We start from the raw sequence: 22221 nt of genomic DNA, 5'->3' as shown, positions 1-22221 counted from the left end.
AGATGGTCTGCGAGGAAAAGGGTCCCGTCATTTGCGCCTTGCCGAGGGCACCTGACCCATCGACACGTCACCGGGCCTCTAGGGCTGGTGTTGCGCAATGCAGTAACCACCACCCTCCCTCCCCCCAAACGCCAGAGCCCACCGGCGCGCGTACCAAGGCGATCGAGGGATGCGATCTCATGTAGACCGTGGGCGACAAGGTGCTCGGCCAAGGTGACCGCACCAGCGTCCGCTGTCGGGCACTGCGGACATCCGATCTAGACGCGCCCTCGGTCCGGTGTGGCGGCTGCCTAGCAGCGTCACTACGCGATTCTGCGAGTCCTTGCGATTCGCTGCGAACCCGCGTTCGTGCAGCAGCCTGGCCAAGGCCGGCGACGTGCGTAGGCCCCTGCAAGTCGCGGCCGTCGAGCGCCGTTTGACAAAGCGCACCAAAGCGTCGTGTGTCGGAGTGCGGGAGGTAAGGCGTGGTCCGCGCGGCGACCCGGTGCTTGATCAAACAACAGCACGGGGGTTGGCGGCGCGGCCTATTTTGATGGCGGCTCGGCTAACGGCAGGCGCACGACGAACTCGGCACCCTCGCCCGATATGCCGGTGCTGTGTGCGCTCACTTCACCGCCGTGCAGCAAGACCATCTGCCGCACCAAGCTCAGGCCGATGCCCAGGCCGCCATGCACGTGACCAGACACGTTTACGTCGGCCTGTGCGAACAGATTGAAGATACAGGGCAGTTGCTGCGGCGGAATGCCTGGGCCGTTGTCGCGCACGCGCAGCACTCCGCAATCGGCCTCACGCGAAAGGGATAGCGTTACGTTGCCGCCGGGGGGCGTGAACTTGGCGGCATTGTTCAAGAGGTTGGTGAGCACTTGAACCAAACGCGTGCGGTCTCCCAGCACCCACATCGTCTCACTACCGGGTTGGACCTCGAAGCAGTGGCGCCGCTCCTCCATGACAACCCGCACCGCTTCAACGCTCTCTTGAACCACCTGCTGCAACGTAAGCGGTCGCAAACTCAGTTGCACCTTTCCGCTGGTGATGCGGCCGATGTCGAGCAGGTCTTCCACCAGGCGCTTCAGGTGCGGCACCTGCCGGGCGAGGATGTCGCGCGCCGCGATGATGCGCGGCTTCACCGGCTCATCCATCTGCATGATGGACACCGCGTTGACGATGGGCGCGAGCGGGTTGCGCAGCTCGTGGCCGAGCACCGCGAGGAACTGGGTGAGACGGCGCTCCTGTTCCTCTAGCGCGTCGATGCGGCGGCGGTCGGTCAGGTCGCGAGTGACCTTGGCGAATCCGCGGTGGCGGCCCTCGGCGTCGTAGACGGCGGTGATCAACACGCTGGCCCAGAAGCGGCTACCGTCCTTCCGCAGGCGCCAACCCTCCTCTTCGTACTGGCCGTCGCGCAGGGCCATTTCCAGCTCCTGCCTTGGCCAGTCGATGTCGACCTTCTCCTTCGGGTAGAAGATCGAGAAGTGGCGGCCGATGATTTCCTCGGCGGTGTAGCCCTTCGTGAGCTGGGCGCCGAGATTCCAAGTAACGACGCGGCCGTCCGGGTCGAGCAGGAAAATCGCGTAGTCACGCACGCCTTCCAGCATCAGCCGGAACATCTCCTCCGACTGGCGCAGCAACTCTTCTTGCGTACGCCGCTCGGTGAGGTCGCGGGTGACTTTGGCGAAGCCGCGGTGGGCGCCGTGCTCGTCGTACAGGGCGGTGATGACCACGCTGGCCCAGAAGCGGCCGCCGTCGCGGCGCAGACGCCACCCCTCGTCCTCGAAGCGGCCAGTGCGCTTGGCCATGTCCAGTTCGTACGCAGGGTAGCCCGACGCGAGCTGTTCGTCCGGATAGAACAACTCAAAGCTGCGGCCGATGACTTCCGCTTCGTCGTAGCCCTTCAGCCGGCGCGCACCCTCGTTCCAGGAACGAATGCGGCCCTCCGTGTCGAGCAGGAAGATGGCGTAGTCGACCACCGATTCAACAAGCCACCGGAAGTCGGCGTCTGTGACGGGCGCGACTTCATGGCGTGGGATGCGGTCAATCGGGAGGGGCGTTCGCGCGTTCATCAACGGCACGATACGCCAGCTTGGTAAGGCGCGCACAGCCGTACGTGAGTGCACGCGGACTGCCGGCCAGGGTGTGTATCAGCACGCGGCAGCGATGGACGTACTTGAGCGCCGGCGTGGCAAAAGCTCCTAGACCCTGCTCGCGTTGCTCTGGGGTGGCTGCCGAGAACTGCACGTCGCTCACCACTCAGCGGGCGCGCGTATCAGGACTACTCCGCGCTGAGTGTCCGCTTTCGGCCAGAAGCGGATGTCGCAAACGGAGGGATGCGCGATCAGTTCTTCCGGCTTCCCTCTTCCAGTGCCCGCAAAGCTTTCTCCACACCGAGAGAACCGGAGACCTGGCTGGGAGGATAGTCCTTGAAGGTCGAAAGGAACCGGCCCATGAGTGTCGTGGCAGGCATCATCACCCACAGCTTTTCGCCCCACCATTGGCCGTACGACGTGGACTCCGTCTGATAACGCTCCCATGGATCGACACGCAAGTTGGTCACGAGCGGCACGTTCGTCGAGTCCTCCTTGCCACTAAACAGGTTGCCGACGATGGTCTTGAAGGTGATCTTCCACTGGTTGTAACGCACGGCCATTAAGTCGGCGTTGTCACTGAAATAAAAGAACTCGTGGCGCGGACCTTCGGTGACTTTGCCTTCAAAGAATGGCATGAAGTTGTAACCATCGAGGTGGTTCTTGAACGTCTTCCCGTCCGCCTCGTAGCCGCTGAGCAGTCTCTCTTTCAGATTCGGCTCGCCAGCCGCCGCCACGAGTGTCGGCATCCAGTCCTCGGCCGACATCACGTCGTTAATGATGACTCCCGGCTCGATGACGCCGGGCCACTTCGCAAGCATGGGCACGCGGAACCCGCCTTCGTAGACCGTCCCCTTCTCGCCGCGGAACGGTTGGTTGCCGCCATCGGGCCAGCTAAAGATCTCCGCACCGTTGTCGCTGGTAAACAGGACGATCGTGTTGTCAGCGATGCCCAGCTCGTCCAGCTTGGCGAGCAACTCGCCCACGATCCAATCCAATTCTGCCATCGCATCGGCGAACAAGCCGAAGCCAGTCTTCCCGTCCCAGTGTTTGGATAGATGCGTCCAGGAGTGGCACCTCGTGGAGTTGTGCCAGAGGAAAAATGGCTGTATAGCCTTTACCGACCGCTCAATGAAATCGCAGGAACGCTTCACCAGCTCCGCATCGACGTCTTCCATGCTGACCTTGGCCGAAGCATCCATGCCCGGATGCGGCGGGAGTGGGCCCTCATCTGTGATCTTCTGTTTGCCAACACGGCCCCAGCGCGCGTCTTTCGTCGGATCATCAACGTCGGTCGCAACGCTGCTGATGATGTTGCGCGGACCGAACATCGTGCGGAACTTCTCGTCCTTGGGGTACTCCGGATCGTAGGGTTCTTCCAGCGCATTAAGGTGGTAGAGGATTCCGTAGAACTCGTCAAAACCGTGGACTGTGGGCAGATACTCATTGCGATCCCCCAAGTGATTCTTGCCAATCTGCGCGGTCGCGTAGCCGAAAGGCTTGAGAATCTCCGCGATTGTTGGATCGGAATCCTGCAAGCCTTGCTTAGCGGCTGGCAAACCGACTTTCAGCAGCCCCGTGCGGAATGGAGTTTGCCCGGTGATGAATGCCGCGCGGCCCGCCGTGCAGGATTGTTGACCGTAGTAATCCGTGAACAGCGCACCTTCGCGCGCGAGTCGATCGATGTTCGGCGTGCTGCCGCCCATCATGCCGCGGTGGTAGGCACTGATGTTCCAGATGCCTACGTCGTCGGCCATGATCATGACGATGTTCGGCTTGCGTTCGGCGCCCATCGGAGACTCTCGCTATTGCGGTTGACAGCCCGCGCGAGAGGACAGTCTGGGGCCACGCGAATGGGCTCACCACCGGAAGTTCTACGCATCGAGCCTGAGTAGTTCTACCGGCTGACTTCGGCAGAGCTGAGGCCCGGAGTGACGGCCACCAATGTCCGCTATGGATCGTAAGCGGTCACTCCGCTCTGCCAGCCCGTCGAATGCAATCGGCGTCCGCTTTCGGCCACGGGCGGGCACTGGCGCCCCGCCCCAAGACGCCGTTGACTGCAGATATCGAGGTGAATCGCGGGCACGGAGCGATGCTCTCGCCGCATTCACGCGACCTGCACGCTGCATGCACGCGCACCGTTCCAGTTTCGCGATCCTGATCTCCGCGGATTCGTGCCATGTCCCGCCTCTCTGCTCGACCAATCGCGTTGCTGGCTTCGGTGCTGCTTCTCGGCACGCTGGGCGTCGTGCCCGGAGCGCGTGCAGCGACGCGCGTTGTCACCAACTGCAACGATGCAGGCCCCGGTAGCCTGCGAGCCGCGGCCGCAGCGGCGAACAGCGGCGACACCATCGACCTACGCGCGCTGACTTGCAACCGCATTCTGTTGACCAGCGGCGCCATCGTGTTCACGGGTCAATTCATCACCGTCATCGGTGCGGGTGAAAGCCGGATCACCATCGACGGCAACCACGCCAGCCGAGTGTTCGAACACCACGGCCCTGCTTCCGCGCCTTGGCCGTTAGACAACCAGGCAACATTGCGCCTGGTGCGGTTGACGGCGGCCAACGGCTTCGCGCTCGATCCGAACGGCGGGTTCGCCGGCATCGGCGGCGGTTGCATCGAAGCGGCGACCAACGTCCGCCTGGAGTATGCGCAAGTGCATCACTGCATCGCGCGCAGCCTGGATCCCATCGGCGGATTCGCGCAGGGCGGCGGTGTGTTCGCCGGCAATGACGCGATCCTATTCCATGCCGCCGTTTTCTCGAATCGGGCCGAAGGCGCAGACGACAACTCGGTCGGTGGCGGTCTCTACGTCTTCGGAACGTTGCATGTGTCCTACAGCGCGATCCGCGACAACTTCGTGCAAGGCGAAGTGGGTGGCGGCAATGGTATTAACTTGTTCCTGGATCGGGCGGTCATCCGGAACAATGTCGCGACGGGGAACATCGGCGGCGTCGCCGGCTTCAACGGTTACGTGACGATCAACAAGTCGACCATCAGCGGCAACCTCGCGCGACTGTCCGCCGCGTTGGCGGCCGGCGGCCCAGGGCCCGTGCTGATCAGCGAGAGCACGATCTCCGGCAATCGCTCCGCGTTCAGCCCGGCGGGATTCAGCCTCGACGGTCGAGGCGGTATCTCGGTGTTGGTGCTGAATTCGACCATCGCCGATAACATCGCGGACGCATCGTTCCTCGGGAATGAGCCTATCGGTGGTGTGGCAGTGTTCGGACCAGTACGCTTCCGAAGCACGATCATCGCCGACAACTACGTAGGCACCGAAGCACAGGACCTCTGGGCGCAAATAGCCTTTGGCGCGCGCGTGCTGGGCGACGACAACCTGATCGAAGTCAGCAACGCGCCGCTGCCGGTCGATACGATCCGGGCGGACCCGATGCTCGGGCCGCTGGCGGACAACGGCGGTCGCGCACAGACGCAGTCTCTCTCGCTCGGCAGTCCCGCAATCGACGCGGGAAACAACGCACACAACTACCAATTCGACCAACGCGGCGAGGGATTTCCCCGCGTCGTGAATGGTCGCGCGGACATCGGGGCGTATGAGCGGTGACCGTCGGCAGGGGTTCCAGAAGGATTGGATAACCCTGTGCCCGCGCGGCGGAAGTTAAGCAGACGAATGTCCGCTTTGGGTCGGAAGCGGTAATTCGGGGCTGCGAGGCCCGTCGAAGGATCCGGTGTCCGCTTACGGCCAAAAGCGGACGTGATCACCACCAATCTAGTACTTGGCGACGAAACGCTGGGCTTGGCGGCCACTAAGATGTGGCATCACGATTTCTTGGCGCTGCAATGCTCTTCGATCGCCCACGCACCATCTGCATGCTGGTCTACGACGGTGCGCAGTCGCTCGACATCACCGGGCCGCTCGAGGTGTTCGCGCTGGCGGGCCTTGAGGTCGCAGCCGAGGTCGGTTCGGTCACGTCGCCGTACGAGAGATCGCCGTGCTGTCGACCGCGACGCATCCTGTTCGGCTCGCTTCTGGCCTGCGCCTCCTGCCTGACCGGCCTTACGTAGACAGGCCGGCGACACGGACACGCTGCTCGTCTCGGGCGGCATGGGTAATGCCCTCGACGTCGTACGTGCGGACCGACGCTTGGTCGACTGGCTTCATACCGCCGGAATACGCGTAAAGCGACTCGGCTCGATCTGCAGCGGTGCCCTACTGCTCGCCGAGGCGGGGCAACTCGACGGGCGGCCGGCGACCACGCATTGAAGCGACGTGCAGGAACTCCGCACGCGCTACCCCCTCGTGCGCGTGCAGACCGATGCGATTTCGCCCGGCCGTCGCTTGACACAGCCTCGACCAGCGCCGCCCCACCATCCATCGGCAGCGGGCGAAACGACATGAGGCTGGGATGCATCGAAAAACCGCAGCGATCCTGCAGGGCGCGATCCTCGCCTGCTTGCTCGCGCTGGTCGTGGGCGCGTTGCTGTTCGCACATCGAAGGCCGTTCGATGCGGACACGCTTGAAATCCAGGCGCAATCCCTGCAATCGCAGGCGGCCGAGTTCGAGGCGACGGAACAACTGGCCCGGCAAGGCGTGGTGTCCTGGCGCTGGACCGCCCACCATCTCGAGCAGTTGCAGGAACATGTGCGGCAATCGCGCAAGACCCTTGCATCGAAGTCCGCGTCTCCCCACCTGGCAAGCGCGCTTGCGCGCCTCCAAGCGACGGCGGCCCGCCTCGACGATCGCCTCACGCACGCCCGACATCACCTGCCCCTCGCGTCGCCATGAGCCGCTTGCTCGAGATCTTCCTCGGGATACTCACCGCGATGGGCGGTTTCGTGGAAGTGGGCGAACTGACTTTCATGATGAACGCGGGACAGCACTTCGATTATCGGCTGCTCTGGATCGTCGTCCTGGGCACTGTGGGCATCATGGTTTACGGGGAGATCGCGGGCCGCATCGCAGCGGTGCGGGCGCAACCGGTGTTCAACATCGTGCGGGAGCGCGCGGGGCTGCGGCTCGGCGCGGTCACGCTCGTGTCATCGTTGCTGGTGTGCCTGCTGACATGCTCGGCCGAAATCGGCGCGATCGCGATGTTGTGGCAGCTGATGACGGGCTGGCCGTACCGGGCACTGCTCGCGATCGCGATGCTGGCGTTGCTAGTCGTCGTCTGGGCGCTGTCGTTCAAGGCGATCGAGCGCGTGTTCGGCCTCCTGGGCCTGATGCTGGTCGTGGTCGCCGTCGTCGCTTGGCGCATGCGGCCGGACGAAGCGCAAATGGCCGCGGGCCTGGTGCCCACCGTCCCCACGCACGACAGGATGCTGTACGCGTACTACGCCGTGGCGCTCATCAGTTCGGTGATGCTGCCCTACGAGACGTATTTCTACGCCTCGGGCGCGATCGAGGACGCGTGGACGCCAGGCGACATCAAGCTCAACCGCGGCATCGTGATCATCGGCTTCACGCTCGGCAGCCTGCTGGCCGTGTCCCTGATGGTGATCGGTTCCGAGTTCTTCGGACCGCGCAACATCGAAGCCGCGCTTCCGGGCACGGCCGCGCTGGCGGTCGGCAGCGAGCTGGGCCGGGCGGGTGTGTGGGTCCTGCTCGCCGGCATGTGCTTCGCCTTCGCCGGTGCGGCGATCGAAACCGCCTTCTGCTGCGCCTACAACCTCGCCCAGTTCTTCGGTTGGCCTTGGGGCAAGCATCGCAAGCCGCGCGAGGCACCGCGTTTCGCGCTGGCGTGGATGGTGGTATTCGTCCTGGCCGCGGCGATCGTCGCCACTGGCCTGGATCCCATCCGAATCGTCGAGTACTCAATCGTTTTTTCCGTGGTGATCCTGCCGCTGACCTATTTTCCCCTGATGGCGATCTCCCGCGACAGCGCGGTGATGGGCGTTTACAAGAACGGTTGGCTCTCGAACACGCTGGGCTGGTTCTTCTTCGTGGTGACCAGCATCGCGGCGGTTGCGGCGATTCCGTTGCTCGTGCTCACCCACGGAGGCGAAGGATGACCGGCCCGGCTTATCTCGATCTCTGCCGGCAGGTGCTCGACCACCAGCTCCTGGATTGCGAGGACCTCCCCTGCGGCACCGTCGACGATATCGAAATGGAGGGCGGCGATGATGGAAGGCCGCTGCGCGCCGTGGCATTGCTGGTCGGCCCTGGCGCGTGGGGACCCCGGCTGCCGGCATTGTTCGCATGGATGAGCGCGCGCATTTTCGGCACGCGTTGCACACGCGTGCCGTGGCATGAAGTGGCCGAGGTCGGCGAACAGATCCGCCTGCGCTCCCGGGCCGCGGCGCTGGGGCTCGGCACCGTCGACCGCAAGCTCGGTCTGCGCCTGGCGAAGTTGCCAGGCAGCGAGAAGGCATCGACATGAGCGCGTTGCGATTAAGCCAACTGAAAGGCATGGCGCTGTTCGCACGAGACGGGCGTCGCATGGGCCACGTGTTCGAAGTGCGCAGCCCTGGCGCAGCGGAAACCGAACCACTGCATGAGACGCGCGAGATCGGACACGTCCTTGTCGGTCGCTACGGCCTGCTGGATCGGCTCGGCTGGCTCGAACCCGATCGAGACGCGATTCCATGGAGCGCGCTGGAGCTGCGCACCGACGGTTTGCACGTGGCGCTCGAACTGCCGCCGGGGCCTTCGTCTTGAATCGCGCCCTGTCGAAGCGGTTTGTCTTCGCCGTTGCGCTTCTGTGCACGTGCGTTCACGCCGCCGAGCCCGACGGCCAGTGGACCATGGCACCGGGCGACTACGCGAACACGCGCTTCAGTCCACTGGCGCAGATTACGCCCGCGAACGTCGGCAAATTGCAGGTCGCCTTCACCTTCTCCACCGGGGTGAATCGTGGGCAAGAGGCGGCCCCGCTCGTGGTCGGCGACACGATGTACATCGTTACACCCTTTCCGAATCGGTTGATCGCGCTGGACCTCTCGAAACCGGGCGCTCCGCAAAAATGGATGTACGACCCAAAGCCTGACCCGGCCTCGCAAGGCGTGGCGTGCTGCGATGTCGTGAATCGCGGGGCGGTCTTCTGGCAGGGCAAGGTGATCATCAACACGCTCGATGGCAACACCATCGCAGTGGATGCGGCGAGCGGCAAACCGGTGTGGCGCACGAAGCTCGGCGACATCAACAAGGGCGAGACCGTAACCATGGCGCCCATGGTGGTGAAGGGCAAAGTGCTCGTCGGCAACTCGGGCGGTGAGATGGGCGTGCGCGGTTGGCTCACGGCGCTCGACGTCAACACCGGCAAGGTCGCATGGAAGGCCTGGAGCACCGGGCCCGACAGGGATGTGCTCATCGGCCCTTCGTTCAAGCCGTTCTATGCAAGCGATCGGGGGCGCGACCTCGGCGTGCATACGTGGCCCGGGGAAGCGTGGAAACTTGGCGGCGGCAATTCGTGGGGCTGGATTTCGTACGACCCCGCGCTTGATCTCATCTACTATGGCACCGGTAATCCCGGACCCTGGAATGCCGAGCAGCGACCCGGCGACAACAAGTGGAGCGCCGGCATCTTCGCGCGCGATCCGGACGATGGCAGCGCGAGATGGTTTTACCAGTTCAGTCCGCACGACCTGTGGGATTACGACGCGGTCAACGAAAACCTGCTGCTGGACCTTCCCATCGACGGTGCGAAGCGAAAGGTACTCGTGCGCGCCGAGCGCAACGGCTTCGTGTACGTCATGGATCGGGCAACAGGCCAGGTGCTGTCTGCGACTCCGTACTTCCCTGTCAATACAATCACGCACATCGACCTGAAGACCGGCCGTCCGGCGTACAACCCGCAGAAGCAACCCAAGACCGGGCGCGTCGTGCGGCAGGTATGCCCTGCATCTCCGGGAGCCAAGGACTGGAATCCCTCCGCATGGTCGCCGCGCACCGGGCTGCTGTACATCCCGCACATCAACCTGTGCATGGATTTCCAGCCCAACGAAGTGAATTACATCGCAGGCACGCCTTACGTCGGTGCCGACGTGAAAATGTATGCGGGGCCCGGCGGCAATCGTGGCGTGGTGACTGCGTGGAATCCGGTGACACGCAAGGCTGCCTGGGAGGTGAAGGAAGATTTGCCGCTTTACAGCGGCGCGCTCGTTACCGGTGGCGACATCATGTTCTACGGCACGATGGACGGCTGGTTCAAGGCGCTCGATGCGCGCAGCGGCAAATTGCTGTGGCAGTTTAAGACCGACAGCGGAATCATCGGTCAACCGATCAGTTATCGCGGACCTGATGGACGCCAGTACGTCGCGATCCTGTCCGGCATCGGTGGATGGGCCGGGGCCATCGTCGTGGCCAACCTCGATACGCGCGATGCGACCGCGGGCGGCGGATTCGCCAACGCCGTGAAGGATCTCAAGACACGCACGTCACCTGGAGGCACGCTCTATGTGTTCGCGCTTCCCATGTGAATTGTGTGCGGTGTTCGTGATCGCCGCGACACTTTGCGGTGGTTGCGAGCGAGAGCAGCGAGAATACGCGAAGGCGCCCGAGCTGCAGGGCGCGCATCCGTCGCTCACGACGCTGCAACCGGGCGGTCGATTACCGGAGGCGGTGAGTGCAATCGGCGGACACTACGAACGCAATGCTTTCCATATCTCGCAAGGCGGGCGTTGGTACAAGTCGTTCAATTGCGCCGGATGCCACGGCGCCGGGGGCGGCGGCAACATGGGCCCGGCATTGATGGATGACCAGTGGCGCTTCGGCGGCAATATCGACCAGATCCACGCCAGTATCGTCGAAGGCCGTCCGAATGGGATGCCGGCGTGGCGGGGCAAACTCACCGATGCGCAGGCTTGGCAGCTGTCGGCCTACATCCGTGCGATGTCCGGTAACGTTGGCAAGGACCGCGCGCCGAGCCGTCGAGAAGGCATGTCCGCCGCACCGCCCATGACGCAGGTGCCGAAGCAGCCGCCCGCCGGCGGTGATTCGTCCGCCGCGAATCCGCCGCAGCCATGACGGGGCCGCACGCGCATTCGATGCTCGCCGCGTCGGCCGACCAGGGTTCGGCGATCGCAGATGTGTGGACGTTGATGTTGTGGATGTGCGGCACGGTCTACATCGCGATCCTGCTCTGGCTCGGTTACGTGCTACTGACGCGTGTTCGCGCGACTTCGACAGGGCACGCGCGCGACCCGTTGCTGCACAAGGCGCTGATTGCCTTCGCGGTCCTCGTCGTCGGACTGCTCACTTGGATGGTCACGGCAAGCTACCTCACCGACCGCCGCCTGCACGCCGGCAATGACGCTTTGCAAGTCCGCATCACCGCAAAACAGTGGTGGTGGCAGATCGAATATCTCGATGCCGATCCCCAAAAACAATTCATGACCGCAAACGAGCTGCACCTGCCGCGCGACCGCACCGCGAAGATCGAGCTACGCGCGGGCGATGTGATCCACAGCTTCTGGGTGCCTTCTCTGAGTGGAAAGGAAGACCTGATTCCAGGGCATGCGAACGCGATCCTGCTGACCCCGCGCGTCGCCGGGCGATTCCGCGGCCAATGCGCGGAATTTTGCGGGTTGCAACACGCGCACATGGCCCTCGATGTGCAGGTGGAATCGGCGGCGGACTTCGCGAGATGGCAGGCGCGGCAGCGTGCGCCGTCGTTGCCGCCAGCGACGCCGATCGGGCAACTCGGCGCACGGACCTTCGCGCGCATCGCCTGCGCGAGTTGCCATGCCATTCGCGGTACCGATGCGGCCAGCCTCGTAGGTCCCGATCTCACGCACGTCGCGAGCCGCCGCACGCTCGCTGCCGGCACCCTACCGATGCGACGCGGCGAAATGGCGGCCTGGATTTCTGATCCGCAGCATTTCAAACCCGGCGCGAACATGCCGGCCGTCCCGCTCACACCGACCGAAACCACGGCTATCGTCGATTATCTGATGGGGTTGTACTGATGCACGCATCCGACGGCCCCGACAATCGCGACGTCGCCCTGCTCAACACCTGGGCCGACGGACCCGGCTTGCTCGGCTTCCTGAAGACGGTAGACCACAAGCGCATCGGCCGGAGGTACATCGCAACGGCGCTCGTCTTCTTCGCGCTGGCGGGCTTGTTGGCGCTGGCGATGCGCACGCAGCTCGCCGTTCCTGAAAACAGGTTGCTGGGGCCGGACCAGTACGACCAGGTGTTCTCGATGCACGGCACGGTGATGATGTTCCTGTTCGCCGTACCGATCATGGAAGCCGTCGCGGTGTTCGTGCTGCCGATCATGCTCGGCACGCGCAACATCGCTTTCCCTCGACTCAACGCCTTCAGCTACTGGGTGTATCTGTTCGGCGGGATCATGATCTTCATCGCCTTCGCGATGAACATCGGCCCGGAAGCGGGATGGACGGGATACGTGCCGCTGTCCTCATCGGATTTCTCTCCGGGAAAGCGCACGGACTTCTGGGCGCAGATGATCACCTTCACCGAGGTTTCCGCCTTGTGCATCGCCGTGGAGATCGTCGGGACCACCATGACGATGCGTGCTCCGGGAATGACGCTCGCACGCATGCCCTTGTTCGCGTGGGCGATGCTGGTGACGGCGTTGATGGTGATCTTCGCGATGCCATCGGTCATGCTGGGCAGCACCTTCCTGATCACCGATCGGCTCGTCGGCACGCAGTTCTACAACCCGGCCGAAGGTGGCGACCCGTTGCTTTGGCAGCATTTGTTCTGGTTCTTCGGGCATCCGGAGGTGTACATCATTTTCATGCCGGCACTCGGCATGCTCTCCGTGCTGGTGGAGACGTTCTCACGTCGTCCGATCTTCGGCTACACCCCGATGGTGCTCGCACTCGTTGCCACGGGCTTTCTATCGTTCGGGCTGTGGGTGCACCACATGTTCGCGACGGGCCTCCCACCGCTCGGCAACAGCTTTTACACCGCCGCGAGCATGTTGATCGCGGTACCCAGCGGCGTGCAGGTGTTCTGCTGGATCGCGACGATGGCCACGGGCAAGTTGTCGCTACGAGTGCCCATGCTGTTCGTCCTCGGGTTCTTCGCCTTGTTCGTCCTCGGCGGCATGACCGGCGTGATGCTGGCCTCGGTGCCACTCGACCTGCAGGTGCACGACACCTACTTCGTCGTCGCGCACTTCCACTACGTGCTGATCGGCGGCGCGGTTTTTCCGCTGATGGGCGCGCTGTTTTTCTGGTTCCCGAAATTCACCGGGCGCATGTTGTCCGAATCGATGGGAAAGTGGCAGTTCTGGTTTTTCCTCATCGGGTTCAACATCACGTTCTTCCCGATGCACTGGCTCGGGATGATCGGCATGCCGCGGCGTGTGTACACCTACCAGGCAGGCCTAGGGTGGGATCTGTGGAACCTGATCGCGACGGCGGGTTCCTACCTGATCGCGCTGAGTGTTCTGCTGTTCGTCATCAACGTGGTCCGCAGCATGTTGCGTGGCGAAAAGGCGCCGGCCGATCCCTGGGGGGCGCCCGACCTCACCTGGGCTACGGAGTCGCCTCCCCCGCCGTACAATTTCGCTGCGATCCCCATCGTCGAAGACCGCCACCCGCTTTGGACCAACGATGTCGGCGCGCCACGCGGCGACCTGCCCGCGCTGCAGGGCACGCGCACCGACGAACGGGAAGTCCTGCTCACCACGCCGATCGACGCCTTCCCGGTCAATCGCTGGAAGTTGCCCGGGCCGGACATCTGGCCGCTGTTCTCGGCGATCGCTATCACCATCGCGTTCGTCTGGTCGATCTTCGATCAATGGGGTTTCATCTGGGGCGCGATCCCCGCCGGCATCGCCATGACGATTTGGTTCTGGCCGCGCAAGTCGCAACCCGAATCGCAAGCCTCCGATGAAGAGGGCGAGCCCGAATGACCACGCGCCGCTGGCTGCCGACGGGCGATGTCTCCGAATTGCCGGACTACGCGTTCGGCCCGACCTCGCTGGGCTACTGGGGCGTCGTCGGCTTCATGCTGATCGAAGGCATGGGCTTCATCCTGGCGCTCGGCGTGTACTTCTACCTGTTGCGCAACGAAGCCAACTGGCCGCCGCACAGTGCGCCTCCGCCATTGTTCTGGAGCACGGTGTTCACGGTGGTGGCGGTGCTCAGCGAAATCCCCAATCGGTGGCTCGAAGAGAAAGCCCGGCGCCAGGACACGCGCGCGGTTCGGATCGGCATCCTGCTCCTGATCGGGTTCGGCCTCGCGCTCATCGTGCTGCGTGGATTCGAAATGCACGCGATGAACGTGCGTTGGGACGTGACGGCATACGGGTCGATCGTGTGGGCCCTGCTCGCGCTGCATACGTTCCATACGATCACCGATGTCTACGACAGTGGCGTGCTGGCGGCGATCCTAATTCCGCAGAAGATCGACGGGCGCCGCTTCTCGGACGTCCTGGACAACGCCATGTACTGGCGCTTCATCGTTTGGAGTTGGGTGATCCTGTACGTCACGATCTACTGGACGCCGCGATGGGTGTGACGCGTCCCACCCCGCGCGAGCCAGGCATCTCGCGTCGTGCACCCTGGGCGGCGTTGTTCTCGTCCCTCAGCGGCTATGCACTGCATCATCAGGTGCTGTCGGACATGTTGCGGTTCGACTGCCGGCTCGGCGACGGCCGCCTATTCCTGCTCGCGGCGATCGGCGTGGTTGCGTGGATGGCCGTGGGGTGCGCGATTTCATGGCGCGCGGTGCGTGGCCTGGATGCGGTGGAATCGCGGAGCGGCGGGCGCCGGTTCCTGGCGCAGCTCGGGATGCTGTCGGCGTTGTTGTTGTCGATCGCGGTCGCCTGGCAGACGTTCGCGGGGTTCGTGGTCCCGGCATGCGGAACATGAAGCTGCTGCGCTCCCTGGTCGGTTGTCTTGCGCTGTTGCCGTTGCACGCACTGGCACATGGCGTTGCGGCGTCGCCGGGCGCCGGCTGGACGTTCGATGCATGGATACTCGTTCCGTTGCTCGTCAGCCTGCTCTGGTTCGGAATCGGCTTCGCGCGGTTGCGTGCGCGTTCGGTGCGCACCGGGTCGAAGCAGGCAGTGTTGTTCGGGCTCGGGTGGCTCGTGCTTGGCGGCGCGCTCGTCAGTCCGTTGCATGCGGCGGGCGAGCGTTCGTTCGCCGCGCACATGGTCGAGCACGAGTTGCTGATGCTGATCGCGGCGCCACTGCTGGTGATGTCACGTCCCCTCGGCATGGCCTTGTGGGCCCTTCCGCAACGTTGGCGTTTGCGACTCGGCGAAGCGGGATTGAACCCGCGCTGGCAACGTTGCTGGCAAACGATCACCGCGCCCGTCGGGGCGACATTGTTGCAGGCCGTCGCGCTGTGGGGCTGGCATGCGCCGCCGGCGTTCGATCTCGCACTCGCCTCGCCGGGATGGCATGTCGCACAGCATCTGAGTTTCCTCGTGACCGCCCTGCTCTTCTGGTGGGCCGTGCTGCGTGCGCATCGCGCCAACGTGGGAATGGCGGTCGGATGTCTGTTCTTCACCGCGATCGTCTCGGGTGCACTGGGCGCGTTGATGGCCCTTTCGACCAGCCCTTGGTATGTCGGCTACGCGAAACTCGACTTGGATGCCTTCGGCTTGAATCCCGCGGAGGACCAGCAGCTGGCCGGATTGCTGATGTGGGTGCCGGGCGGACTCGTGCACGCCGCGGCGGGCGTCGCCCTCCTTGCGCGCGGATTGAACGCGGGCGTCGTGGCCGTGCTCGGACTGGCAGCCATCGCGCCGGCGGCACGTGCGGAAACCGTGTACGTCAGCGATGAGGAAGCGAATGTCGTCCACGTGATCCAAGCGCCCAGCTGGCGCGTTCAGGCCCGCATCGCCGTCGGCAAGCGGCCCCGCGGCATTGCGATCGATCAGGCCGGAAAGCGCCTCTATGTCGCGGTCAGCGACGATGATCGCATCGATGTCGTCGACGTGAAGGCCCGCAAAGTCGTCGGGCACGTTGCTTCCGGCCCCGATCCGGAACGCTTCGCGCTGAGCCCGGACGAGAAGACGATCTATATCGCCAACGAGGACGATGCCCTCGTGTCCTTCGTCGACGTCGCAACGAGCAAGCTGCTCGCCGAAGTGCCGGTCGGCGCCGAACCCGAAGGCATCGCCGCCAGCCCGGACGGGCAATGGGTCGTGTGCACGTCCGAAACGGCAAGCCTGGTGCACTTCATCGACGCCAGGACGCACGAGGTGGTCGACAACATCCCCGTCGGCACGCGCCCACGCGACGCGGTGTTCTCGAGGGACGGACGCTGGCTGTGGGTCTCGTCGGAAGCACGGGCGAACGTTGCCGTGTTCGACATGCGCACGAGTCGGATCGTGCGCACGATCGATTTCGACCGCGATTCGCGCGCGCCCGACACCGTGCAGGCAGTCGGCATTGCCTTGACCGACGACGGCACGCGCGCATACGTCGCGTTGGGGCGCGGCGACCAGGTCGCCGAAATCGATGCGCGCACCGGCCAGATTCTGCGCTACTACCCGGTCGGCCATCGGAACTGGGGGGTCGGGCTCTCGCCCGATGCGACACGCGTGTATGCGGCGAGCGGCCTGTCTGGCGATGTCACCGTCATCGATGCGGCGACCCGGCGCACGATGGCGACCATACGCACCGGCGGCAAGCCGTGGGGCGTGGCGGTGGGGCCATGAAGCGCTGGCTGCTGCTCGCGTGCGCTTTTTGCTGGATGCCCGCGCTGGGCCGCGAGCTGCGCGTCTGTGCCGATCCCAACAACCTCCCCTTCTCCAATCGAGCGGGCCAGGGTTTCGAAAATAGGATCGTCGAGCTACTCGCGCACGATATGGATGCGACGGTGCGATACGTCTGGTGGCCGCAACGTCGCGGTGCGATCCGCAACACGCTCGACGCAGAGAGCTGCGACATCATCCCGGGCATCGTCAGCGGCATGGAGCGTGTCGCGACCACGCGCCCGTACTACCGGTCCGCTTACGTCTTCGTCGTGCGCGCGGACGGCGCGCTCGGCGATCTCGCTTCGCTCGACGATCCGCGACTGGCGAAGGCGACCGTAGGCGTACAGCTCATCGGCGACGATGGCGCAAACACCCCACCGGCGCATGCGCTCTCGCGCCGCGGCCTGATCGCCAACGTCCACGGGTACATGCTCTACGGCGACTACGCCGGCGGCGCGCCGCAACGTGCGATCGTCGATGCGGTGGCGGCCGGCGACATCGACGTGGCCATCGTCTGGGGCCCCACGGCAGGCTACTTCGCAAAAGACGCGAACAAGGCGCTGCGCATCGCACTCGTCACGCCGTGGCTCGACGGCCCGCAATGGCCGATGCGCTTCGACGTATCGATGGGAGTGCGCAAGGCAGATGTGAGCCTTCGGCGCGAGCTGGACCGCGCGCTGGAGCGCAATGCCGCCGAAATACGCAGGATCCTGCAGGACTACGGTGTGCCGACCATCGAGGACCTGCCACCCGGAGAATCCTCGCCGGCCGTGACTGCGACGCACCCTTGACGCTTGCGATGTCACGTTGGCGCGAACGACGGAGCGCGCCGTGCCCAAACTTCGACACACCGACTGGCCCGATCGCCTGTGGATCGTGCGCCACGGCCAAAGCGCCGGCAATGTCGCGCGCGACACCGCCGAGTCCTCCGGTCTGGAACTGATCGACCTCGCGGTGCGCGATGCGGACGTGCCGCTGTCCGCGCTCGGCGTGCAGCAGAGCGAGGCGCTCGCGCGCTGGTTCGCAGACAAGCCCACGGCCGAACGCCCCAACATCTTCATATCCTCGCCCTTCGTCCGCGCGCAGCAGACTTGCCTTGCGGTCGCGCGCGCCACCGCCTTCGACGAGGGCGACGTCCTGGTCGACGAACGCCTGCGCGAGAAGGAATTCGGCATCCTCGACCGTTACACGCGACACGGCATCGTCGCGCGCTTCCCTGAGTTGTCTGCGCAGCGGAAGCTGGTCGGCAAGTTCTACTTCCGGCCGCCCGGCGGCGAAAGCTGGTGCGACGTGATCCTGCGCCTGCGCAGCATCATGGAAGTCCTGCGGCGCGACCACGTCGGCGACCGCGTCCTCATCGTCGGTCACCAGGTCATCGTGAATTGTTTCCGCTACCTGCTGGAATGCATGAGCGAAAGCGAGGTGCTGGCGATCGATGCCAAGGGCGATGTGCCCAATTGCGGCGTCACCGAATATGCCATCGATCGCGGTGCGGCCGACGCGCGCTTCGGGCTCGTGCAGGCCAATCTCGCGTTGCCACTGACCGAAGCCGGGGCACCCGTCACGACCGCGCCCGACCAACCTGCGGGACCGAAATGAAAGTCCGGCACGTGACCACCGCAATGCTCCGGCGATGGCCCCTGCCCTCGCTCGGCGGCGACGACAGCAAGGAAGAACGCGGACGCGTGCTGATCGTAGGCGGAAGTCGCAGCGTGCCGGGTGCGGTGCTCCTGGCGGCTACGGCGAGCCTACGCGCAGGCGCGGGCAAGTTGCAGGTCGCCACGGGTCGACACGCCGCGCTCCCGCTGGCCATCGTCCTGCCGGAAGCGAAGGTGACGGGCTTGCCGTCGAATGCACGCGGTGAGATCTCGGGACTCGATGCAACCGTCCTGCACGCGATCGGCAATGTCGATGCGGTGCTGGTGGGGCCAGGCATGGACCCCGCGCGCGGCACGCTGCGCATCGCATCGGCAATCATGCGTCGCGCAAGCGCCGTGGTCCTCGATGCCGGCGCGATCGGAGCGTGCATGTCGGCTCGCGCCGGCGATCTCGTGCTGACGCCGCACACGGGCGAACTGGCGGGATTGATCGGCACGGACGAGCGCGTCATTGCAGCGCAAAAGCTTGCGATCGCCGCGGAGTGCGCGCGCGCTTCGCGCGCAACGCTCGTCCTCAAGGGCGCTGACACGGTGATCGCGTCCCCCGATGGCGATGTGTGGGTGCACGCTGGCGCTTGCGTGGGGCTGGGCACGTCGGGATCCGGCGATGTGCTGGCGGGCGTGATCGTCGGGCTGCTCGCGCAAGGTGCGGAGGCCGCCCAGGCGGCGGTGTGGGGTGTAACGCTCCATGCGCGAGCCGGGGCGCTGCTGAGTCGTGCCCAAGGCCGGATCGGCTTCCTCGCACGGGAAATTCCCGCGTGCATTCCCGGCGTCATGGATGCGATGCGCGGCGGCTGATGCCGCAATATCACGCGCCAGACTTCGACCGCCCTACGCGCAGCGCCGCAAGCGCTGCGCGAAACTCCAATAGCGCGGGACATCGTCGAAAAGGTCCTGGCAGCGGCCGAGGCGGTCCTCACCCAGATCGGTGAGCTGGACACCGCGGGAGGTCTTCGACGAGGCACGCAGACAGGGCAACCCGACGCCCGATCCGTTGAGGGCATTCAGTGAGGCCGGCCGGCTTGAGCTGCAGAACTGGTGATGGCCGGTCAAATAAACCACGCGCGCCCGGACCGGGCCAACAATCGAATGTCGCTTTGGGTCGAAAGCGGTCATGGTCGAATGTCCGCTATCGGCCAAAAGCGGACATCGCCCGCGGCATCATGGTCGTGAGAACCAGTGGCATGCATATGCGAGACAGAAACTCAGCTTCCATCGGATAACCGGAGGCGGAGCCAATGACGGAATCAATGCCGCATCTTGGGCATAACGCCGTCGTGGCGGCGAATGGGGAATGCAGGAGACGTATGGCGACATACCACGCCCAAATCGCAGTCAAGCCGACAATGGCGCCATGCGTTCCGTACTTCCGCAGCTAGCTCGGTAGTCGTGCCAGCGCGCTCGCAATGTCACTTTGGTTCGAAACGGTCGTTCGACAGGGGTCCCTGATGGGGTCCATCGGTGTTAAGAGGCATCATGACCGCGACTGAGCCAGGCGATCGCGCCAGCGCGGCCTTTGAAGTGGCGCACCTTGACCCGATGGTGGTGGCAATTCCCTCGGTGGGCGCAGCGTGGATATCGGGTGGATTAACTAGCGCGATCCTCAGCCAGCTCATGCTTGATTCACTTCGCATCCGCGCTTCCAGTCGCTCAAAAACCTCCACCGAAGGGGAGTTCACCCAGGCCTGCGTGTAATCAATCAGCACGCGGGTGAGCTCGCCCTCACTTACGAGCGGGGCTAGCACGTCTAACGTGCCGATCCTGTCGTGGAAGGTGACCGGCCCCTGATAACCCAACTCGACCCGGCGCCCTTCTGGGTGGACCTCGATCCGTCGCTGAATCATTTTCGTAGCCATGGGTGAACTGCAATTTTATGCACGCGCCACGATGGTTGACGATCTGCCGCTGCCCTTAGGTGGGCCGCCACGGCGCGGGTCTCGCCCATGTTCCGCTAGGTCGCTAGACTGGCCCAGGGGGATACCTATGAGCCAAGACACTCTTGTTCTGGTCCAGTTTGTCGGCGGGCCATTCACGGCGATTGCCGCTGGATGGCCGAGGTACCGGAGTTATTCGAGCATCACCTTTCTACCGGCCACGTCGCGGTCTACAGGTTGCGGGTTGCGCCCGTGGGCGCGGACTGGGTCGCGCGGACCTACACGCCCGCCGGCATGTCTGACAGTGTGTATCTCGATCAGTTCGCGACACTGCGGCGACCAATCCCTAGCGGAACGCTCGGCTGAGTCTTTGCGGCATCGGGAGATTTGCCCCAAAGGACAATCGCCGCGTGAGACGAGGTGCGCGTAGGCTCGCCCCATGAACGAGTCCGATTTCTCGTGGCACCCGATCCTTCCCCACTCCCTCACCGATGCGGGGATGCATCTGAAGCGCGGCGGCGCACTAGGCGACACCTATGCGGCCGTGACCTGCATGCCCGGCCGCCCATGGTTAGCGATCTTCAATCTGCATCAAGACACGACGCGGGTTCGCAGCGTGACTTGCGAGAGCGAGATGGAGGCGATCCAGATTGTCGAACACTGGCTCGAAGGGGTCGTTGGGCGGTCCGACTAGATGCCACTAGCCGCGAGGCGAGCTGGGATCATTTCCGTAGGTCCGCTCGTCTCGCCATTGACCATTCGCACCTTGGACTCTGACGCCCGTTAGCTCTCCGCGTTCGTGATACGCGTGAGCTGCATTCACGGCTGCGCTTATCGCGTCCTGCTGCGTCTGATAGATGTATTGACGATCGCCGCCTTGGCCATCGAACGTTACTTCCCATCGGGTGCCCGAGTTCACGACGTAGTAATAGAACCTGGCCATCGCTGTTGTTCCTGGACGATTTGTTTCCCACCGAACGGAACGGGCGCCGGCCTGCGGCCAATGCTCCTAGACCAGATATCGAAGGTCACCTCGTGTCTGTTGTCACCGAGTGGCCATGTCCCAATGTCTGTTTGAAAAACCCAGTCGGCCCTGCCGTCCAAAAGCATTCATTCCCTGGGCTTCAGCATCAGCCTCTCTCGTGCCATCCACGTCGGAGCACTCACCGACACGGGATTGCTTGGACTGGCCACGATATCGCGCGCCGCAACGGTCGTGCTGCAATTGGTCACTGCAGCTATCACTCTCGGTCAGATTTCTCTCCGCGTCGCTACGCGACAAACGGATATGCGCGGGACCGCCTGTCCCACCAAGGATCGGCGGCGTACCCATTGGATTGATCACCGACTGCGTGACCACGATGACGGCGGGCGGGGCCTGTCGCCGTGATCGAAGGCCATCTTGGCTATCGGCGAGATGCAGGCTTCGTCACTCCCATAGCATTGCCAACCGGGCGACGCTCGATCCGTTGGCAAATCCCATGACGCCGCCCAGGGCGATGGGCGTTCGGGACGTACCGTTTCGACGAAAGCTTCCCGCCGCGCCTGCAGAGGATCTCGCCGTGTGGCTCGCAGCGCCCCAGAAGGGTGCGCGCTTTCGGGCGTGGTTATCTGTGCTCCTGGACGCGCAGTCATGCCGCCCATTCGACACCGGGAGCGCATCCGTTATCGCGCGAGGGCGCGAGGTATCCGACCACAAAACGCCCCGGCAAGGGGGGGGGCCGGGACGAAACCCTGATCGGATGGATCGTCTTGGGCCATTACGTCCCAGGACTCCTTCCCTGGAGGGGAATACCCCGAAAATGCGCCGGCCTGCGTTAGCACGCCCTCTAGGAAAACTGCGGGTTTTTAACTCTGATTCACCCTCGGGCGATCGCTTTGGCTCGGAGACCAATTCGGGTACTTGAAACCGGCTTTTCGTAGCGCTAGTTTTCGCACTCCGTGGCTCACCAGTGGGGGTGTGACATGCGGGACTTCAGCCACGACGAATCGTTGACGCCAGCCGCCTTCGCGCTC

General features: G+C 64.3%; 22 protein-coding genes and 1 pseudogene. 18 read left to right on the top strand and 5 right to left on the bottom strand.

Annotated features, from left to right (window positions below; all coding sequences use genetic code 11):
• Positions 1–524 precede the first annotated feature (524 nt).
• Together AC1DOM_RS06590 and AC1DOM_RS06585 are read right to left on the bottom strand one after the other, a co-directional pair.
• Entirely contained in the window at positions 525–2057 is a 1533-nt protein-coding gene (locus tag AC1DOM_RS06590) for a sensor histidine kinase (protein ID WP_498961480.1), read from the bottom strand.
• A gap of 272 nt (positions 2058–2329) precedes the next feature.
• A complete protein-coding gene (locus AC1DOM_RS06585; protein WP_498961478.1) occupies positions 2330–3871 on the bottom strand; it encodes an arylsulfatase in 1542 nt (513 codons plus the stop codon).
• A gap of 386 nt (positions 3872–4257) precedes the next feature.
• On the opposite strand from AC1DOM_RS06585, the gene AC1DOM_RS06580 reads away from it, so the two are divergent.
• The 17 genes and pseudogenes from AC1DOM_RS06580 to AC1DOM_RS06500 all read left to right on the top strand — a co-directional run bounded on the left by AC1DOM_RS06580 (position 4258) and on the right by AC1DOM_RS06500 (position 19129).
• The gene (locus tag AC1DOM_RS06580; RefSeq protein ID WP_498961476.1) at positions 4258–5646 is read left to right on the top strand and encodes a choice-of-anchor Q domain-containing protein; all 1389 of its coding nucleotides are present in this window, start codon (positions 4258–4260) and stop codon (positions 5644–5646) included.
• A 266-nt stretch (positions 5647–5912) separates the two neighbouring features.
• Positions 5913–6107: a hypothetical protein gene (locus AC1DOM_RS06575; protein WP_498961474.1), complete on the top strand. Its 195-nt coding sequence runs from the start codon at positions 5913–5915 to the stop codon at positions 6105–6107.
• Between the two features lie 16 nt (positions 6108–6123).
• Positions 6124–6306: pseudogene (locus AC1DOM_RS06570) on the top strand (DJ-1/PfpI family protein); the annotation flags it as partial.
• Positions 6307–6448: 142 nt separating this feature from the next.
• A complete protein-coding gene (locus tag AC1DOM_RS06565; protein ID WP_498961472.1) occupies positions 6449–6829 on the top strand; it encodes a hypothetical protein in 381 nt (126 codons plus the stop codon).
• Positions 6826–8052, top strand: coding sequence for an NRAMP family divalent metal transporter (locus AC1DOM_RS06560; protein WP_498961470.1), 1227 nt, complete (start codon positions 6826–6828; stop codon positions 8050–8052). The genes AC1DOM_RS06565 and AC1DOM_RS06560 overlap by 4 nt, the downstream gene beginning before the upstream one ends.
• Entirely contained in the window at positions 8049–8420 is a 372-nt protein-coding gene (locus AC1DOM_RS06555; RefSeq protein WP_498961468.1) for a hypothetical protein, read from the top strand. The genes AC1DOM_RS06560 and AC1DOM_RS06555 overlap by 4 nt, the downstream gene beginning before the upstream one ends.
• Positions 8417–8698 carry a hypothetical protein gene (locus AC1DOM_RS06550; protein WP_498961466.1) on the top strand — a complete coding sequence of 94 codons (282 nt, stop codon included), beginning with the start codon at positions 8417–8419 and terminating at the stop codon, positions 8696–8698. Before AC1DOM_RS06555 ends, AC1DOM_RS06550 begins: the two co-directional genes overlap by 4 nt.
• Positions 8695–10458, top strand: coding sequence for a methanol/ethanol family PQQ-dependent dehydrogenase (locus AC1DOM_RS06545; RefSeq protein ID WP_498961464.1), 1764 nt, complete (start codon positions 8695–8697; stop codon positions 10456–10458). The genes AC1DOM_RS06550 and AC1DOM_RS06545 overlap by 4 nt, the downstream gene beginning before the upstream one ends.
• A 10-nt stretch (positions 10459–10468) precedes the next feature.
• Complete coding sequence (locus tag AC1DOM_RS06540; protein WP_498961462.1) at positions 10469–11005, top strand: c-type cytochrome; 537 nt, start codon at positions 10469–10471, stop codon at positions 11003–11005.
• 74 nt (positions 11006–11079) lie between these two features.
• The gene (locus AC1DOM_RS06535) at positions 11080–11946 is read left to right on the top strand and encodes a cytochrome c oxidase subunit II (protein WP_498961935.1); all 867 of its coding nucleotides are present in this window, start codon (positions 11080–11082) and stop codon (positions 11944–11946) included.
• On the top strand, positions 11946–13871 hold the full coding sequence (gene ctaD, locus AC1DOM_RS06530) for a cytochrome c oxidase subunit I (RefSeq protein WP_498961460.1): 1926 nt from the start codon (positions 11946–11948) through the stop codon (positions 13869–13871). Before AC1DOM_RS06535 ends, ctaD begins: the two co-directional genes overlap by 1 nt.
• Positions 13868–14479 carry a cytochrome c oxidase subunit 3 family protein gene (locus tag AC1DOM_RS06525; protein WP_498961458.1) on the top strand — a complete coding sequence of 204 codons (612 nt, stop codon included), beginning with the start codon at positions 13868–13870 and terminating at the stop codon, positions 14477–14479. The genes ctaD and AC1DOM_RS06525 overlap by 4 nt, the downstream gene beginning before the upstream one ends.
• A 53-nt stretch (positions 14480–14532) precedes the next feature.
• Positions 14533–14832 carry a hypothetical protein gene (locus AC1DOM_RS06520; RefSeq protein ID WP_498961456.1) on the top strand — a complete coding sequence of 100 codons (300 nt, stop codon included), beginning with the start codon at positions 14533–14535 and terminating at the stop codon, positions 14830–14832.
• Entirely contained in the window at positions 14829–16634 is a 1806-nt protein-coding gene (locus tag AC1DOM_RS06515) for a PQQ-dependent catabolism-associated beta-propeller protein (protein ID WP_498961454.1), read from the top strand. Before AC1DOM_RS06520 ends, AC1DOM_RS06515 begins: the two co-directional genes overlap by 4 nt.
• Positions 16631–17464, top strand: a complete 834-nt coding sequence (locus tag AC1DOM_RS06510; protein WP_498961452.1) for a substrate-binding domain-containing protein — start codon at positions 16631–16633, stop codon at positions 17462–17464. The genes AC1DOM_RS06515 and AC1DOM_RS06510 overlap by 4 nt, the downstream gene beginning before the upstream one ends.
• 40 nt (positions 17465–17504) lie before the next feature.
• Positions 17505–18272 carry a histidine phosphatase family protein gene (locus AC1DOM_RS06505; protein ID WP_498961450.1) on the top strand — a complete coding sequence of 256 codons (768 nt, stop codon included), beginning with the start codon at positions 17505–17507 and terminating at the stop codon, positions 18270–18272.
• Positions 18269–19129, top strand: a complete 861-nt coding sequence (locus tag AC1DOM_RS06500) for an NAD(P)H-hydrate dehydratase (protein WP_498961448.1) — start codon at positions 18269–18271, stop codon at positions 19127–19129. Before AC1DOM_RS06505 ends, AC1DOM_RS06500 begins: the two co-directional genes overlap by 4 nt.
• A gap of 33 nt (positions 19130–19162) precedes the next feature.
• Here AC1DOM_RS06500 and AC1DOM_RS06495 read toward each other — a convergent pair whose 3' ends face one another.
• Together AC1DOM_RS06495 and AC1DOM_RS06490 are read right to left on the bottom strand one after the other, a co-directional pair.
• Positions 19163–19447, bottom strand: a complete 285-nt coding sequence (locus tag AC1DOM_RS06495; protein WP_498961446.1) for a hypothetical protein — start codon at positions 19445–19447, stop codon at positions 19163–19165.
• Between the two features lie 293 nt (positions 19448–19740).
• Positions 19741–20187 (bottom strand): hypothetical protein, encoded by a 447-nt coding sequence (locus AC1DOM_RS06490; protein ID WP_498961444.1) that lies wholly within the window; start codon positions 20185–20187, stop codon positions 19741–19743.
• A gap of 457 nt (positions 20188–20644) precedes the next feature.
• Here AC1DOM_RS06490 and AC1DOM_RS06485 point away from each other — a divergent pair, with 457 nt between their 5' ends.
• Entirely contained in the window at positions 20645–20899 is a 255-nt protein-coding gene (locus tag AC1DOM_RS06485) for a hypothetical protein (RefSeq protein WP_498961443.1), read from the top strand.
• 6 nt (positions 20900–20905) lie between these two features.
• Here AC1DOM_RS06485 and AC1DOM_RS06480 read toward each other — a convergent pair whose 3' ends face one another.
• The gene (locus AC1DOM_RS06480; RefSeq protein WP_498961441.1) at positions 20906–21148 is read right to left on the bottom strand and encodes a DUF2188 domain-containing protein; all 243 of its coding nucleotides are present in this window, start codon (positions 21146–21148) and stop codon (positions 20906–20908) included.
• Positions 21149–22221 lie beyond the last annotated feature (1073 nt).

The organism is Lysobacter sp. P5_B12, from assembly GCF_056400425.1.
This window is presented reverse-complemented; position numbering and strand designations above follow the sequence as displayed.

What these genes read in the sequence shown, in the direction of transcription:
- AC1DOM_RS06590 (WP_498961480.1), bottom strand. Translation starts at nt 2,057, where the DNA reads ATGAACGCGCGAACGCCCCTCCCGATTGACCGCATCCCACGCCATGAA.
- AC1DOM_RS06585 (WP_498961478.1), bottom strand. Translation starts at nt 3,871, where the DNA reads ATGGGCGCCGAACGCAAGCCGAACATCGTCATGATCATGGCCGACGAC.
- AC1DOM_RS06580 (WP_498961476.1), top strand. Translation starts at nt 4,258, where the DNA reads ATGTCCCGCCTCTCTGCTCGACCAATCGCGTTGCTGGCTTCGGTGCTG.
- AC1DOM_RS06575 (WP_498961474.1), top strand. Translation starts at nt 5,913, where the DNA reads ATGCTGGTCTACGACGGTGCGCAGTCGCTCGACATCACCGGGCCGCTC.
- AC1DOM_RS06565 (WP_498961472.1), top strand. Translation starts at nt 6,449, where the DNA reads ATGCATCGAAAAACCGCAGCGATCCTGCAGGGCGCGATCCTCGCCTGC.
- AC1DOM_RS06560 (WP_498961470.1), top strand. Translation starts at nt 6,826, where the DNA reads ATGAGCCGCTTGCTCGAGATCTTCCTCGGGATACTCACCGCGATGGGC.
- AC1DOM_RS06555 (WP_498961468.1), top strand. Translation starts at nt 8,049, where the DNA reads ATGACCGGCCCGGCTTATCTCGATCTCTGCCGGCAGGTGCTCGACCAC.
- AC1DOM_RS06550 (WP_498961466.1), top strand. Translation starts at nt 8,417, where the DNA reads ATGAGCGCGTTGCGATTAAGCCAACTGAAAGGCATGGCGCTGTTCGCA.
- AC1DOM_RS06535 (WP_498961935.1), top strand. Translation starts at nt 11,080, where the DNA reads ATGTTGTGGATGTGCGGCACGGTCTACATCGCGATCCTGCTCTGGCTC.
- ctaD (WP_498961460.1), top strand. Translation starts at nt 11,946, where the DNA reads ATGCACGCATCCGACGGCCCCGACAATCGCGACGTCGCCCTGCTCAAC.
- AC1DOM_RS06525 (WP_498961458.1), top strand. Translation starts at nt 13,868, where the DNA reads ATGACCACGCGCCGCTGGCTGCCGACGGGCGATGTCTCCGAATTGCCG.
- AC1DOM_RS06515 (WP_498961454.1), top strand. Translation starts at nt 14,829, where the DNA reads ATGAAGCTGCTGCGCTCCCTGGTCGGTTGTCTTGCGCTGTTGCCGTTG.
- AC1DOM_RS06510 (WP_498961452.1), top strand. Translation starts at nt 16,631, where the DNA reads ATGAAGCGCTGGCTGCTGCTCGCGTGCGCTTTTTGCTGGATGCCCGCG.
- AC1DOM_RS06500 (WP_498961448.1), top strand. Translation starts at nt 18,269, where the DNA reads ATGAAAGTCCGGCACGTGACCACCGCAATGCTCCGGCGATGGCCCCTG.
- AC1DOM_RS06495 (WP_498961446.1), bottom strand. Translation starts at nt 19,447, where the DNA reads ATGACCGCTTTCGACCCAAAGCGACATTCGATTGTTGGCCCGGTCCGG.
- AC1DOM_RS06490 (WP_498961444.1), bottom strand. Translation starts at nt 20,187, where the DNA reads ATGGCTACGAAAATGATTCAGCGACGGATCGAGGTCCACCCAGAAGGG.
- AC1DOM_RS06485 (WP_498961443.1), top strand. Translation starts at nt 20,645, where the DNA reads ATGAACGAGTCCGATTTCTCGTGGCACCCGATCCTTCCCCACTCCCTC.
- AC1DOM_RS06480 (WP_498961441.1), bottom strand. Translation starts at nt 21,148, where the DNA reads ATGGCCAGGTTCTATTACTACGTCGTGAACTCGGGCACCCGATGGGAA.